Below are 13,927 nucleotides of genomic sequence, written 5' to 3' on the forward strand. Positions count from 1 at the left end.
GCATGGCCGAGTCGCTGCTGTCCGGTGGCCAGGCAGCGAGCGACGTCGCAGCCCTCGAGATGGACTTGGCCGATCCCGACATAGCAGTCGGGGCAGGACGGTTCCAGCGACGCTGCCTTCGCTGCGGTGCGGCGGGGAGTCATTGCGGCCTCCTCGTCGTGCTGTGACGCTCCTCCAGAAAGTCGTTCCAGCTGGCGGGTGAGCCGGGTGCAGGGTCGTTCGGGGGCATGGGGGTCCTCCGGTCGTTGTTGTGGGCTGCTGCTGAGCTCAGTGGGTGGTGAGGATCGCGTGGATGTGCGGGTTGGCCAGGATCAGATGCGAGCGGCTGCGGTTGTCGTCGGCGATTAGCACGCGCACGCCGAAGCGCGGCGGCCCGCCGTCGAGGTCGGTCCATCCGTAGAGGGCGGGCACGCTGGCCAGTGCGTCGCGGGCGAGGTCGCTGGCCAGGCCGCCGCCGCGATAGCCGAAGACCTCGATCTCCAGCTCCGCCGCGGAGGAGTCGACCGTGACGGCGTAGCGCAGATCCGGTGCCAGCCGCGAGTGGAGCGCGGCGAGTTCGACGGGTGTTCCAGGCCCTGGTGGCAGGGTGAGGTCGGCCAGGATCCGCATGCCCAGCTCCTCGACTCGGTCGCCGTGGGTTCGACCCAGCATCGGCCCGTAGCGGCGGCTGATCGTGTCGGCGGCATCGACCCCGGTGTAGCCGCAGCTATCGCGTCCGGGCGGGAACACCACCGGTGCCTCGTCCGGTCCCGGCGGGACATAGTGGCCCGCGCAGGCCGACCACCGCTGTCCGCGCTGGCAGGTCCAGACGGCGTCGCCGTCGAAGGCGTAGGTGAGGTCGGTGCCGTGGCTGGTCGGCCACAACCATGGCCACCACGCCGACGGCGTGCTGGTGACGTAGCCCAGTTCGTGCCGGTGGACCGTGTCGCCGAGGCGCTCGACTCGCCGGCGGAACTCGTCCGCGGTGCGCGCGTCCTCGATGGCGGCAAGGCTGGTGCAGGCGCAGTGGTTGAGGTCGATCGAGGCGATCCGGTCGGCGTCCGGGCCGCGTCCGAGGTAGAAGTCATGGGTAGTCGCACACGTCATCGGGCGTCACCGCCGATGATCGGCATGTCGGCGGGCTTCTCGCGCATCAGCGGCATCGGCACCGACGGCGGGGCGGCCGGATCACGCAGCCACGCGTGGATGTCAGGCGGCCCGAGCGGGTCCTCGCCTTCGGGGAAGCGGGGGGCGTGCGGGTTGATGCGGTGCCACCGGATGCCGCCGCCGACGGTGACAAACACCGCCTCGGTGTCGGAGTCAAAGGTGATGATCCAGCTGCTGGTGTGGCTGCTGTACCAGGGCCACGGCCAGCCGAGCTCGCGGTGGTAGGCCTGCCCGAGGTGTTCGGCCTCCCAGCAGTTGAGGGTGTTGGTGACCGCTGCGCGGAAGGTGCGTGCGTCGGTCGCGGTGAGGGCCATCCGCAGGGGTGCGACGACGAGGAAGTTCTCGGGGTAGCACTCTCCCCGTAGGGACCCGATCCAGTCGGCCTTCTCGCCGCGTCCGAGGTAGAAGTCGGTGTAGCTCGACATCGGCGGTTCTTTCCTTATCGTGGTGGCGCGTAGGGGTTGAGTGGTGTGGGGGCCGAGACGCAGGCGTAGGGATCGGGCGGCCGGTGGGGCGGTGCCCAGTAGACGCAGTCGGCGTCCTGGTTGCGCTCAGCGCCACGGCCGAGGAGGTAGGCCAATACGATCGCCGGAGTCCACGGACCTGGCAGGAGCACGGCAAGCACGGTCCACAGGAGTCTTGTTTTCCTGTTCTTCACGGTTCTCCTCGAATACGGCACGAGGCCGAGAATCTTTGAATCTAGCCGGGCGGATAGAAAACCAGCGGTCGGGTTGAACGAGCTGGAATTCTGGATGGCCGATCGCGGATCAGCTCGATGCGCCCACCGAGGTGTCCTGAGCGTTACTGGGTATGAGATCTACGGCGACGGCCTCCGCGCCGCCACGGCTGAGGCGGACGCGTCGCCAGTCGTTGTTGCTGTCGTCGCGTTGCGGACGGCCATGCGGCAGATATAGGACATCGCCGCCGTGGAGGGTGTAGGCGCTGTGTACGTAGAGGTCGGAGCGCCACCACCGGTCCAGCGTCGCGAGTTCATCGGCGCGACCAGACTCCGCGCACCCAAAGCCGCACAACGGCCACGCTTTGACCACATTGTCGAATGCGGTGAGGAAATCGGGCTCGGTCGCGGCGGTCAGGAACTCGCGCCCCACGGGGAGAGTGAAGACCGTTGCCGGGTCGGCCACCCTGTCCGGCCACGCCGATCCGAGGTAGCCGCGAAAAAGCGCTCCCTCGCCGATACCGGTGAAGACTTCAGTGTAGGAGGACTCATAGAAGTGGCCGACCATAAGAGGCGGGACGTGCGCGGGCGTTCCGTCGAATGTCATCGCCAAATTCCTTTCAGCAATCGTGCACGGTGCGGTGTTCTATGCGCGGGTCGCATAAGGACAGTGCGAGTGGTGGCCGGGATCCCCGTCGAATTCCAAAGGTGCGGTGTCGGTGCCGTGATGTTCGGACTCGGGGTCGAGGTGCGCGCCGAGGTCGGCGAGGCCGGCGACGCGCGCGACCGGCACTGACGGTGCCTCGCAGTGCGGGCACGCACCGAGCAGCAGCCACCCCCATGACGGAGTGAATCCGGTCAAGTCGGGGATGAACTGCCAGCGGTGGCCGCTGTCACTGGCGATCTCGTAGAGGTCGCCGGGGGTCAGGCTGGCGTCGATGCCGTAGCGGCGCTGCGGATCGTCGCGTACGAGGATCGTGTCGGCGGGAATCCCGAGCGCGGAGGCGAGGTTAGCCACGGACGACGTTCGCCGCGACCATCGCGAGGGCACGGCATGGCGTTCGGCGAATTCGCGCGGCGCGGCCTCGCGGTAGCGGCGGGCGACAGTGACGGCCCGCTCGGCCAGTGCGTTAACAGTTGTGCTTGTCATGGTGGAGAAGTCCCTTGATGTCGTGGAGCTGAGGTGGTCCTCAGGAGTGCAATTGGTCGGGTGCCGCAGGGAGCGAGACGACGACTGGGCCGCCGAAGGCGTTGGCGAGGCGGCAGCCGAAGGAGTCGCGGGCATGCACGTCCCAGAAGCCTCGACAGATCGCCTGCTGCCCCCTCGGGATTCCGGCGTCGGGCAGGGTCGTGTGGCACACGATCCAGCTACCGCGCGCGAGCGCGGCCCGGACCATGTCGTCCCTTGCGCCGTCGGCGAGGTGCATCAGGTTGCCGGGCCGGAAGATACAGGTCGGGCATTTGTCCTCCAGCGTCCGTGGAAGCCCTGCGGCGTGGTCGACGACGTCGCCGCACCGCGACGCGGGCGCGTCGGTCGTCGTTGGCGCTGGGGAAACCAGGTCATGTTGAGGCTCGGGCATCGGGTGACCGTCCTGTGTGGAATGCCGGATCGGGTCCGGAGTCGCGGGCGGGGTTTTCTCGGCGGGGCAATGCAAGGCGTCACTCGTTGGCGAGGTCGGCGCGCAACTGGGCCGGGGTTCGGTCGTGGCGCTCGTGGCGCCACAGGTGCCAACCGTCAACCGTAACCGGAGTCGCGAGGCTGGCGGCCAGCGTCGAGACGGCGGAAGTCCCCAGTTCACAGGGTTCAGGGCCCGGGGTGAGTGCCCCACCCGCGCAGACGGTGGCAGCGTGCCCGTTCCATGCCACCCGGTGACCGACGGAGACAAGTCCGATGGGGTTTGACCGGTGGCCCCGGCCGAGGAAGAACGCAGCACGTCCGGTAACGGCATCGGCGCGTCCGGTCTTGTCGGGGACGGAGTCGACGTTGGCGGGTGGTGTCGCATGCGTGGTGGCGAACACGGTTGCCTCCTGGCGGTGTCGGTATCCCCGGGGGTGGGTGGTTGCCCGCCCCCGGGACTGGTTCAGCGGGTGGCGCGTAGCGCGGCGGTGGCGCCGCGCCCGATTTCCCTCGCGGTGGTTGTCGGATCGGTGAGCGTGTGCACGAGGTCGCTCCCGACCAGGTCGGGCAGGGGCGCTGCACCTTCGGGGGTCAGCCACAACACGGCGCACCCGGTCGCGCGCAATCGCACGAGGTGTTTCTGGGCGTTGCGGCGGTAGGTCGCGTCGACGATGTAGGTGTCAGTCACGATGATCAGCAACCGTGCGGCGTCGGCGTGCGAGAGGTTGAGGGCACCGTCGAGGGCGTTGATCGCTTTGTCGATCGCTTCCACACCGTCACTTGCGGCGAATTCCGTCACCGCGCGGGGCGGACTTCCGGGGTGGGTGATCGGCCGGACGTAGCGCCCGAAGATCACCGTGGCCGTGGTGGCGGGCACCCGGGTGTTGTGGGCGGCGTGGGCAAGAATCCAGGCGGCCGAGGCCACCGGTCCGGCGAAGGCTTTCATGGAGCCGGACACGTCGCACGCGATGCCAAGCCGAAGTGGTGGCGTGGGCACGGTCGTGCGGTTGGTGCGGATGAACGGTTCGGCGGTGGGTATCGTGCCCGCCGCACGTTGCGCGGACGCGGCCACCGCCCCCCGTACCCGCAGCCGCCCCGGGGGGATGACCGAGGTCGTCTTGGTCTCGGCCCGTTGCCGCACTCCGGCGGTGTCCAACGTGCGGGCTAGGTGGTGCGCGGCGGCGCGTTCGGCGCTGCTCGGGGCACGGGTGCCCCGGGTGGCGGTGCTGCCCGTCCGGCTGCCACCGCCGGAGAACACCGCGCGCGCGGTGCGCGCAGCGGCCTCGCGGGCCGCCTCGTCGCGGGCGGCGGCTTCCAGCCGTTCGGTGATCGGGTCGGTGGGTGCGGTGTCGGCGTTCACCGTTGCCGCGATGGCACTGACAGCGTCGGTGACCGCCGTGGCCAGCGGTGACGGTCCGGTGTCCCCACGGTCAGCGTCGCCCGGGTCGCCGTCGCCGCAGGTCGGGCTCGTCGGGTCGGCGTCGTCGGGGTCGGTGCCGATGGCGGCGCACCAGCGCCTCCCGAGTTCGATCATCGTGTCGGCGTCGTCGTCGGCGGTGCGGTGTGCTTCTCGCCAGATTTCGCGCAGGGTGTCCAGGGTGTCGGCACCGAGGATGTACTCGACCGTCCGCGCGACGGTGGCCGTTTCGCGGGCGTTGAGGACTCCGCCGTCCACGCGTGCCATCAGCAGCGCCGCCGTCCGTGCCGCGCTGGGTTTGGACATGGTGAGCGCTTTCGCGGGATCCTTCGCGTCGGTGTCGGCGAGGATCAGGTTGATGGTGCTAGCTCGTAGCCAGTACCGGTCTGCGGGGCGGCGCCGGAGCTGTTGCGCTTCCATGCGGGACTCTTCCAACAGGTCCGCCGCCGCTACCGCTCCGGGCGGGGCGTCGTCAGGTGCGCGCCATCGTGTGTGGGCGGCGTGCCCGCATTCGTGTGTCAACAACCCCCACAGGGTGCGGTAGCGCTTGCGGTCACCGATGCGGTGCGGGGCGACCGTTGCCGGGTCGACCCCGGGGGCGAGGTGGATGCCGTCGACCTCGATCGTGGCGAGGTCCGGGAAAAAGCATGCCGGCGCGCCGTGCCCCGCCCCCGGGGCGACGGTGACCACGAGGTCGTCGCGGTCGGCGATGGCGGGGACCTCGTCCCCGAACGCGGCGGACATGCTCAGCCACCCGGTCGGGGCGGGGAACACGGCGGTGGGGGTGGCTGCGGGCGGGGCTACGTGCGCGGTCATCGGGGCGTCCTTTCGCGATGTCGGCGTGGTCGTCGGGGTGGTGGGCGCGGTGTCAGATCTGCGGCCCCAGCGACAGCGGCGCGATGTCGGGACCGAACACGCTGCGGACCGCCTCGGCGACGATGTCGCGGTCCTCGTCGGGCGCGACTCCGATGAGGTTCCCGGCGGCGGCCTTCGTACCGAGAGCGTCGGCGATGCGGCCGAACGCGATCAGCTCACGCAGCTGCGGCGCCCATCCGATGTCGCCCTTCTCCTGCTTTAGCGCGAGGTTTTTGGCCACGCGTACCGCTTTGGGTTCGATCTTGAGTTTGGTGGCGAGGTCGTAGTCGGTGGACACGTGGATCTGCGCGGCGAACCGGGACGACAGCGCGTCGGACAGGATGGCCCCGTGCACGCCCGGGTTGTGTCCTGCCACGACGTAGAACCCGGGGGCAGCGTTGACCACTTCGCCTTTGTTCGCCTTGACCGTGACCTGGCGGCGGCCGTCCATCGCGGGGTACACCACGGCCAGCACGGGCGGCGGAATGAGGGTGGCGTCGTCGATGAACAACGCGCGTCCCTCGCGCATCGCGGTCACCAGCGGGCCGTCCACGAACTCGAAACTTCCGTCCGGTGTCGGCACGTAAGAACCCACGAAGTCGTCGACAATGGTGTCGCTGTCGCCCTGCACGGTCACGATGTCGGGGAACGCTGCCTCGACAACCGAGGTTTTGCCCGTCCCGGGCGGGCCGTACATGAGCGCGGCCACCCCGGCCGTGCGTAGCCGCTGCAGCGCGGTGACGTCCGGCAGGTTCGACAGTTTGCGCGGGTGGTACATCTGCCCGTTCGGGCGGCGCACCGGACCGGTCACCAAGGGCGGCTCAGCGGGGGCTGATGGTGTGGTCGGTGGCGGGGTGGTCGGTGGGGAAACGGTCGCCTTTGTCGCGGCATCGGCGGTTTTGGGCGTCGCGCGGTAGGTGGCGGGGCTGACGCCTACGCGTTCTGCCGCGCCGTCAGCGTCCAACTTGGCCAGTGCGTTGCCAACAGCGCCGGACGAATGGCCGAGCTTGCGTGCGATGGCCCCGGGGGTGAGTTCGGCGGCGGGTTCGCTGGCGAGCTGTTCGGCCACCATGCGCCGAAGTTCGCCGTTGCGGAGCCGGGCGGCCGCGCCGGACGCGGCGGGCGCACTTGCCGGGGCCGGAGTCGTGGCTGGCGTGGTCATCGTGTCGGGTCCTTTCGCAGCGGGTGGGGCACGGTGCTGTCGTCATTCGTGGTCACGTCGTCGTTTTCGATGATGCACACAGCGGTCCCCAATCGTGAATTACCGGTTCCCGAATCGATAACCTGCGGCCGTGCCGGGCGAATGTTTTTCGATTTCGTTTCTCCGGTGACGCAACAAACGTAGCTCGATCCCGGCTGCCCGCACAATAGGTTTCCGGGGTCAATTCCAGGGAATTTGCCGACAACAATGGAATTCCCGGGACGTTTGCGCAGGTCAGGCAGGTGTCACCAGATTGAAGAACGTCGACGCCGGCCCAAAACGACACCGCGAATGAATCGACTTCATTGAGAAAATATAAATAGGAGGAGGGGATTGCCGAAGGTGACTGGCACGCTCTGGCGAGACGGGTGAAGACGATGATGAGGCAGCATGGCACCACCGCCGGGCCTGATGTGCTTACCTGCTTGGTGTCAAGCGAGTCTGGGATACCGACGGATCCCCCGACGGTTGCCCTGAGCTGCGATAACGGGTAACACGAGAGGATCCGGCTTAGGCGGATAGCGGAGTGCGACACGGATCGGCAGTCGGGACGGAACCCCGCTCGGCAACCACTCTCTGCATCCTCTTTGCGTGCGGCCGTGGCAGTGGGTGTCCACGAGTGATTGTTCCGATCGCCACCGGGGGCACTGGCGTCGCGGTCGATGCCGTGACCGCTCGCGCGATCCGGAGCCGTTGTCGCGGCGTGCGGTAGTTGCGCAGTACGCTCGATGCGGACCGGTGACGCCATTGCGGCGAACAGATGGAGCGTGCGCACAGGATTCTTTTTCTTCGGCGTCGACGATTGTGCTGCCACAGTCGACGCTAGCATCGACACAGGAGAGGTCGCGGCACAATACCGAGGTATTTCGCTGTTCCCGCGAATTGCCTCTCTTCGGAACGAGTTATGCATCGTTGGCGACGGCGCGGACGCGCGTGTGCGCGAGACGTCGGCGTGTTCATTCATCGTGCCGTGAATCGGGGCGATGGTTCGCCGAGGGGTATTCCGGTCTCGCGTTCGCGTAGCCGGCGGGCGAGGGTGACGGTGTCCGCGGTGGGTGTGAGTCCGATTTCTGCCAGTCGGGTCCGCAAGAGGGTGAGTGTCCGGGAGATTTCGTCGTGTCGGCTCAGCGCGTGTTGCATGCGCATGATGTCGCGGTAGAGCAGTTCGTTGTGCGGGTCGAACGCGCGCGCGGTTTCGAGGAGGTCGAGGGTGTAGTCCGGGTCGTCGGCGACCCGGGCGCGCGCGAGTGCGGCGACGGCTTCGAGGGCGTCGCGGCGGGTGGCTTCCCGGGAGGCGACGAGCCACTCGGCGTCCAGGCCCTCGGCCAGGGATCCGCCGTAGTGCGCCACGATGGCCTCGTAGGCGCCGGTGCGCTGCGCGGGTGTGGTGGCGGCGCGGCGGGCGGTGACCGCGTCGGCGAAGTCCCAGTAATCGACTTCGACGACGGCCGGGTCGAGCCGGTAGTGGCCGTGTTCGGCGTGGATCGGGTTTCCGGCTGCGCCGAGGGTGGCAGCGTCGAGTGTGCGGCGGACCCGGGAGATAACGGTACGCAGGACGCTGGCGGGGTTGCGGGGCGGCTGGTCCGGCCAGAGAGCGTCGACGATGCCGTCCCGGGATGCTCCGCCGGGGTGTACGGCGAGGTACACCAGCAGTTCGACCGGCCGGCTGCTCAGTTCTCCGGACAGGTCTCGCGTGTCGGAGTCGGGTCGAGCCGGGTGGGGTCGCCAGTGCAGGGCCGGCGTGCCGAAGACTGCCAGTCTCAGCGATGCGAGTCTCGGTGCCTGCGCGCGCTCAGTCCTCGGTAGCGGGCGGGATTCGCGGCCAGCTATTGCGGGGCCGGCGATGGCGGGTTCGGGCACGTGCCGGCCAGCGGTGATTTCCAGGCGGCCAGAGGAGTTATCGCCGCTGGCTTCCGGCTGCGCTGGCGCGGCCTGTGGTGATGTCGCCGACCGCTCGGGCACTGGTTTCCCACTGTATGGCTCAGTGTCGTTGTTCGCAGCATCGCGAGGGTCGGCCGCTTGCGTGGTGTGACAGAAGCGCAGCAGCTCGCGGGTGGCGGTCTCGGGCAGAGTGAAGCTGCGTGTACCGCGCAAGGGTTCGCCGAGCCCGGGATCGGTCGCGGAGATGATTCCGGTGGCGGTGACATAGGCGGTCACCCCGGGGCGCCATTGACCCAGCAGCAGGGCCGTGACGCCGTGTTGGGCGCCATTGTCGAGCAGGTGTTGCAGCCGCGCCTGCTGTTTCGGTTCGCGGGGTGGTGTCGCGATCAGGATGGCGGGCCGGGGCGGCGGTTCTGGGGTGTCGAGGGCGGCCAACGTGGTGTCCAGATCGGTCACCACGGTGAGCGCCTGCGGCAGGCCCGCACGAGGCGCCGGCACGCCCAGCAGGCGGGCCAAGTCGGCGGTGGGCACCAGCACTCTCGGTGCCGATGTTCCGGCGCGTGCGGTGGTGAGGATGGACAGCAGCAGTGCGCGCGTCGCGGCGTAGCCGCCGGGCCCGATGAGGCCGAGGCCGTGCACACGGGCCAGGTCGAGTGCGACGTGGGTGGCCTCGCCCGCTGTGCCGTCGGTGCCCCCGGCATCGGTGTGCGGTGCGGTCGCGTCGAGGGCGATGTCGACCGCCCACGACGGCGTCTCCGGTCCTGTGCGGGTACCGACGGCCGCTGCAGTGACCACACGACGGCGATGTGCGGGCCGCACCTGCGCCGGGCCCTCGTCGCCCCGGTAAACGGGACGACGTCGGCGGCGCGGCAGCACAGGGATGTCGGCGTCGGCAGCGCCGGTGTCGTCGGGCAGCCCGTCGACGGCCAGGGCCGTGTCTTCGTCGTGGTGGCGTGCGCGCAGATGAGCTAGCCGCAGCTGATACACCACCGGCGATACCGGTACGCCGTCCTCGCCGCGGCCGCTACTCGACCGGTAGTGGGCCTGGCGACGGCGCCGAGCGAGCACGAGCAGAGAACTGACCGCGGCGGCGAGGCCGAGGCTGACGAAGACCTCACCGCCGCCCCATGTCACCGCGCCCCAACCCGAGTGGCCCGTTGCCGTGTCCGTACCGACATTCAGGCCAGAGGGCACCGGCACTGGAGGCGGTGAGGTGGTCGTGCCCGGCGCCGCGGGCGCCGGTTCGGTGAAGGGTGCTGGTACGGCGCGGGGAGGGGGCGGCGGGACGGCAGGGGCGGCCACGGGGCCGGGCGCGGGGATGTGGAGGAGGTCGCCGGGGTGGATCAGGTTCGGTGAGCTCAGCACGCGGCCACCGGGCTGGGTGTTGCCCCGGTTGAGTGACCAGATCTCGGGCCAGCGGTCCCCGTCGCCGAGGCAGCGTTGCGCGATGCGCCACAGTGAGTCGTGCACGCCGTCCTGCGGCGGCCGGACCTGTTCGGTACCCGGCTGGGCCGCAAGTGCAGGCCGGCTGGCAGGGTGTTGGTCGGCGAACGGCATCGTGCTGGGGCGGCTCGCGGCCGCCGGCGCGGCCCCGCTAGACGGGCCGGCCTCGGGCAGGGCCGCTGGTGCTGCGGTAGCGGTGCGGCCCAGCATGGCCACGAGCAGGGCCCCGACGAGCACCGTCGCGACGCGCCGCACCGGCCCTGCCTGTCGGCGTACGTGCGGCCACCGCGCACCTCGGGCGACGTCGAGGGCGCAGGCCGCGACGTCGAGGACGAACACCAGCCACAGCACCCACAGCAGGCACGCGAGACTGTCGAGGAGCAGCGTTGTCGACATCGGGGCCATCAGCACGGACCCGAGTTCGTCCAGGCTCGGCAGGTGGTCCGGCAGTGGCCACCCGACGCCGTAGACGAGCGCCCAGGGCAGCCCGGCCACCAGCGCAGCCAGCAGCCCGAGCGCGAGCAGCCCTCGCACGCCCAGGACCAGCAGCCGGACGGTGCGTGCCACCCGCGTTGGGCCGACCATCAGCTGCTCGCCGACCCGACCGCGGCGCCGGTGATGTCGCCGGACGCGGTCGGGGCCGGTGGCGCCGCCCGTGAGGCACGTGGCTCGGCGGCTATCGCCGGGCCGGCAGCGGCGCGGGACTTCACACGCGTGCGCTTGCCGCCGCGGGCCGGCTTGGCTGACCGGTCTAGCCAGCGGGTGAGATCGGCGAGGGAGACGTCGGTGACCTGTGCCAGCTCAGCCACGTCGATGACGTCGCCGGCCTCGGTCAGGACAGTCCCGAGTTCGCGTTCGAGCTCGGCGAGCTGGCCGGCCAGCTCGGTGTGCTGGCGGGCCAGCTTGCCCACGAGGGTGGCCGCGTGGGCCCGTCGGGTGCTGCGTTGGGAATCTCGTTGCTCGATGCGGCGGGTGATCTCGTCTTCCGAGGTGACCATGCCTGTCTCCTTGTCCTGCTGCTCGCTCGCGGGTCAGGGCTCGATGCCGGTGATCCCGCGCTGCGGGTGGGCGGTGGCGTGCCCGTGGGTGTGGATGTCCTTGACACCGATCAGGGACAGCAGCTGGGTGCGATAGGTGGCGGTGACCTCGACGGTGACGGTGTTCCCGGCGACCGCGACGGTGCCGGTGGCGCCGATGTTCGCCAGATACCGCTGCGCGAGCTCCCGGGCCAGGACGGGATCGAGCCGGAAGGCGCCGGTGGCGCGGTAGGCGGCGAGGTCGAGGCCTTGAGCGCCGGCCCGGGCGGCGGACTCGGCTTGCCCGCCGGCGCGGACCTTGCTCGCCAGCGCGAGGCCGCCATCCAGGCTCAGGCCGGCCAGCGCGAGCAGCCCGATCAGCAGCACCAGCGCGAAGGCCGACACCTGGCCCCGCTCGGCGCGCCACCACACACCCCACCGGCCTTTATTTCGGCGACCGGTCATGGCCTCGCTCCGATCGCGGGGGCCGAGCGGTAGGCGTCGACCACCTCGCTGGCGGTCGATTCCAGGGTCTTCCCGCCAGGCAGTCTGAGGAGCAGGGCCTGGCTGAGGTCGACGGTGCAGCGCACGCTGACCGTGATCGTCGCGGCCGGGGCCAGGGTGCCCGACATCGTGGTGACCAGGTCGCGGCACACCACTCCGGCGTGCGCGAGCGCAGCGCCTGCGGTCTCGCGCGCGGCGGTGACGGCGGCAGGGGCGCTGCGTTGCAGTGTGGCGGCGCGGGCCGCTTGGTGCGCGGCGTCGTCGAGCCGCAGCCGGGCATCGACGCCGCGGTGCACCACCACGGCCACGAACACCACGACCATGACCAGCAGCGGGGCGAACAGCACGGCCTCGACGGTCACCGAACCACGCTCGGCACACCACCACCGTCGCGCCGGCGCGCGTCCCGGAGCCTGCGTGGTCACGGCAGCTTCGTCTCATCTGGTCCGTCGCGGCGGAACCGCTTGCGACGAGCGGTCGCGGCTCCTCCCCTGCCGTCGTGGCTGCCCGGGACCTGCAGCCACGACGAGGCCGGCCGTTCCCAGGGGAACGGTCCGGCTCCCGTGAGATCGCGAGCAGCGGTGAGGAAGGCGTGCAGGGTCCGCGGCAACGCTTCTGCCGCCCGTCCAAGGGCCAGGACGTGGTCATGTCCGGGCACGGTGGAAAGTGTGCGGTCAGTGCGGGTGGCGAGCTCGGCGTGGCGGAGTTTCGCTTCCCACGCCCGCGACAAGGCGAGGCAGCCGCGCATGTGCCCCACGACCTCGGCCAGGCCGGCGTCGATCACGGCGATAGCCTCGCGCGCCGCGGCGGCCAGGTCACCGACCTCGGTATCGGGGTCGCGCGCGAGTTCGCTCGCCAGCGTGCGGGCCTCCCGGGTGCGCTCGAGCACAGACAAGGATTCCCACACCACTCTATGCACCTCGCGACACAGTTCGGGGCCGAACCAGCCTCTCGCCGGGCTGCGATGCAGTTCGTCCACACCGCAGATCAGCTCCCGCACCGCCGCTGCGCCCGGACAGCCGAGGTCGGCGAAGTCACGGCTACGCATAAAGAACTCGCCGCGCGTGCGGTCGAGACGGCACGGGCTCGCCGCGCCGTGCCGGTGATCGACCAGCAGCCGGGTGGCTCGGTGCCGGCCGATCACCACGCTCGCGCCGACGGTGAGGACTCCGAAAGCCACGACGTCGCCCGCTACGGCGCCTCCGCCGGAACTAGCCGCAAGACCGCCGAGTACTGCGAGGGCCGTACCGAGAAGTCCAGTGAGGACAATGCGGAAAGTCAGCCCTGCGCGCGCATACTCGGTGCGCCATCGCCGATCGGAGACGGCGGGGTTCACGAGCACGGAATCCGGCCCGTCGGGGAATAAGCCCGTGATCACGGGGGTGGCCGGTCGGGGCGGTGTGTGGCGCGTCATCGGGTGTCCTTTCGGCCCTGGGACCGGATGTCCTGGTTTCGAGGGAATGTCAGGGAGCGGCGGCGGGTAGGTCCGGCACGAAACGCTCGATGGCGCCGGAGACTTCGGCGTGCACCGGCAAGTGCACGCCGGGCAGGACACCGGCGGCCTCGCCGCGGATACTCACCGACACCATCTGCGCGCCGCGCGACACGTCGAGAACGGGGTCACGCAGCGGGCCGTCGGCGAGGTCGTCGAGCAGGCCCCGGGCGGCTGCCAGCCCGGTGCCGGTGGTGCCGTCCTGGGTGCGGGCGGCGGCCAGCGCCTCGGAAGCGGCGGCCTGGGCGACGTGCGTGGCGTGCGACCACACCGCGAGCTGGATGATCGTCAGGAGGGTTAGCAGCAGCAGCGGAGTCGCGATGACCAGTTCGACGGTGACCTCGCCGCGGTCCCCGCGCGCCGCCTGCCGCAGGCGCGTCCACAGCTGTCGTACGCGATCTCGCGATTGCGTACCAGTGCGGAGGGCTGCGGGGGGCGAGGCGAGCATCATCGGCCGAGCCCCAAGTCGATCGACTCCGCCTTGGCGGTGAGCTTGGCGACGATGATCGCGACGATGACGATCGCGGCGATGGCCATCAAGGCGGTGACGATGACCGTGGTGGTGATCTCTCCTCGCTCCGGATCGGCGCGCAACAGCGTGACACGCGCGCGCACCAATTCCCAGGCGTTGCGAATGAAGTGCACCATGGCATCAACCTCCTTCGGTTGTCGGGCAAT

At 70.1% G+C, this 13,927-nt stretch carries 15 protein-coding genes; all 15 read right to left on the reverse strand.

Annotated elements, in window-relative coordinates; all coding sequences use genetic code 11:
- Positions 1-267: 267 nt before the first annotated feature.
- Positions 268-1,086, reverse strand: coding sequence for a hypothetical protein (locus AA23TX_RS37025; RefSeq protein ID WP_155547657.1), 819 nt, complete (start codon positions 1,084-1,086; stop codon positions 268-270).
- The gene (locus tag AA23TX_RS37030; protein ID WP_155547658.1) at positions 1,083-1,571 is read right to left on the reverse strand and encodes a hypothetical protein; all 489 of its coding nucleotides are present in this window, start codon (positions 1,569-1,571) and stop codon (positions 1,083-1,085) included. The genes AA23TX_RS37025 and AA23TX_RS37030 overlap by 4 nt, the downstream gene beginning before the upstream one ends.
- Before the next feature lie 342 nt (positions 1,572-1,913).
- Positions 1,914-2,429, reverse strand: coding sequence for a hypothetical protein (locus AA23TX_RS37035; RefSeq protein WP_155547659.1), 516 nt, complete (start codon positions 2,427-2,429; stop codon positions 1,914-1,916).
- A 39-nt stretch (positions 2,430-2,468) separates the two neighbouring features.
- Entirely contained in the window at positions 2,469-2,972 is a 504-nt protein-coding gene (locus tag AA23TX_RS37040; RefSeq protein ID WP_155547660.1) for a hypothetical protein, read from the reverse strand.
- Between the two features lie 40 nt (positions 2,973-3,012).
- Positions 3,013-3,402, reverse strand: a complete 390-nt coding sequence (locus tag AA23TX_RS37045) for a hypothetical protein (RefSeq protein WP_155547661.1) — start codon at positions 3,400-3,402, stop codon at positions 3,013-3,015.
- Positions 3,403-3,481: 79 nt separating this feature from the next.
- Entirely contained in the window at positions 3,482-3,841 is a 360-nt protein-coding gene (locus tag AA23TX_RS37050; protein WP_155547662.1) for a hypothetical protein, read from the reverse strand.
- A 62-nt stretch (positions 3,842-3,903) separates the two neighbouring features.
- Entirely contained in the window at positions 3,904-5,673 is a 1,770-nt protein-coding gene (locus AA23TX_RS37055) for a vWA domain-containing protein (protein ID WP_155547663.1), read from the reverse strand.
- Positions 5,674-5,725: 52 nt separating this feature from the next.
- Positions 5,726-6,874, reverse strand: a complete 1,149-nt coding sequence (locus AA23TX_RS37060; RefSeq protein WP_155547664.1) for an AAA family ATPase — start codon at positions 6,872-6,874, stop codon at positions 5,726-5,728.
- Positions 6,875-7,873: 999 nt separating this feature from the next.
- Positions 7,874-10,804: an AfsR/SARP family transcriptional regulator gene (locus AA23TX_RS37065; protein ID WP_230863000.1), complete on the reverse strand. Its 2,931-nt coding sequence runs from the start codon at positions 10,802-10,804 to the stop codon at positions 7,874-7,876.
- 17 nt (positions 10,805-10,821) lie between these two features.
- Positions 10,822-11,235: a hypothetical protein gene (locus AA23TX_RS37070; RefSeq protein WP_155547666.1), complete on the reverse strand. Its 414-nt coding sequence runs from the start codon at positions 11,233-11,235 to the stop codon at positions 10,822-10,824.
- 33 nt (positions 11,236-11,268) lie between these two features.
- Positions 11,269-11,718, reverse strand: a complete 450-nt coding sequence (locus AA23TX_RS37075) for a pilus assembly protein TadG-related protein (RefSeq protein ID WP_155547667.1) — start codon at positions 11,716-11,718, stop codon at positions 11,269-11,271.
- On the reverse strand, positions 11,715-12,119 hold the full coding sequence (locus AA23TX_RS37080; RefSeq protein ID WP_230863001.1) for a TadE/TadG family type IV pilus assembly protein: 405 nt from the start codon (positions 12,117-12,119) through the stop codon (positions 11,715-11,717). Before AA23TX_RS37080 ends, AA23TX_RS37075 begins: the two co-directional genes overlap by 4 nt.
- Before the next feature lie 59 nt (positions 12,120-12,178).
- On the reverse strand, positions 12,179-13,171 hold the full coding sequence (locus AA23TX_RS37085; protein WP_155547668.1) for a hypothetical protein: 993 nt from the start codon (positions 13,169-13,171) through the stop codon (positions 12,179-12,181).
- Between the two features lie 49 nt (positions 13,172-13,220).
- The gene (locus AA23TX_RS37090; protein ID WP_155547669.1) at positions 13,221-13,697 is read right to left on the reverse strand and encodes a TadE/TadG family type IV pilus assembly protein; all 477 of its coding nucleotides are present in this window, start codon (positions 13,695-13,697) and stop codon (positions 13,221-13,223) included.
- On the reverse strand, positions 13,697-13,897 hold the full coding sequence (locus tag AA23TX_RS37095; protein ID WP_155547670.1) for a hypothetical protein: 201 nt from the start codon (positions 13,895-13,897) through the stop codon (positions 13,697-13,699). The genes AA23TX_RS37090 and AA23TX_RS37095 overlap by 1 nt, the downstream gene beginning before the upstream one ends.
- Positions 13,898-13,927: the final 30 nt, after the last annotated feature.

The organism is Amycolatopsis camponoti (assembly GCF_902497555.1).
GTDB classification, from domain to species: Bacteria; Actinomycetota; Actinomycetes; order Mycobacteriales; family Pseudonocardiaceae; genus Amycolatopsis; species Amycolatopsis camponoti.

Excerpts from the sequence above, each read along its gene's own strand:
- AA23TX_RS37025 (WP_155547657.1), bottom strand. The coding sequence starts at position 1,086 with ATGACGTGTGCGACTACCCATGACTTCTACCTCGGACGCGGCCCGGAC.
- AA23TX_RS37030 (WP_155547658.1), bottom strand. The coding sequence starts at position 1,571 with ATGTCGAGCTACACCGACTTCTACCTCGGACGCGGCGAGAAGGCCGAC.
- AA23TX_RS37035 (WP_155547659.1), bottom strand. The coding sequence starts at position 2,429 with ATGACATTCGACGGAACGCCCGCGCACGTCCCGCCTCTTATGGTCGGC.
- AA23TX_RS37040 (WP_155547660.1), bottom strand. The coding sequence starts at position 2,972 with ATGACAAGCACAACTGTTAACGCACTGGCCGAGCGGGCCGTCACTGTC.
- AA23TX_RS37045 (WP_155547661.1), bottom strand. The coding sequence starts at position 3,402 with ATGCCCGAGCCTCAACATGACCTGGTTTCCCCAGCGCCAACGACGACC.
- AA23TX_RS37055 (WP_155547663.1), bottom strand. The coding sequence starts at position 5,673 with ATGACCGCGCACGTAGCCCCGCCCGCAGCCACCCCCACCGCCGTGTTC.
- AA23TX_RS37060 (WP_155547664.1), bottom strand. The coding sequence starts at position 6,874 with ATGACCACGCCAGCCACGACTCCGGCCCCGGCAAGTGCGCCCGCCGCG.
- AA23TX_RS37070 (WP_155547666.1), bottom strand. The coding sequence starts at position 11,235 with ATGGTCACCTCGGAAGACGAGATCACCCGCCGCATCGAGCAACGAGAT.
- AA23TX_RS37075 (WP_155547667.1), bottom strand. The coding sequence starts at position 11,718 with ATGACCGGTCGCCGAAATAAAGGCCGGTGGGGTGTGTGGTGGCGCGCC.
- AA23TX_RS37085 (WP_155547668.1), bottom strand. The coding sequence starts at position 13,171 with ATGACGCGCCACACACCGCCCCGACCGGCCACCCCCGTGATCACGGGC.
- AA23TX_RS37090 (WP_155547669.1), bottom strand. The coding sequence starts at position 13,697 with ATGCTCGCCTCGCCCCCCGCAGCCCTCCGCACTGGTACGCAATCGCGA.
- AA23TX_RS37095 (WP_155547670.1), bottom strand. The coding sequence starts at position 13,897 with ATGGTGCACTTCATTCGCAACGCCTGGGAATTGGTGCGCGCGCGTGTC.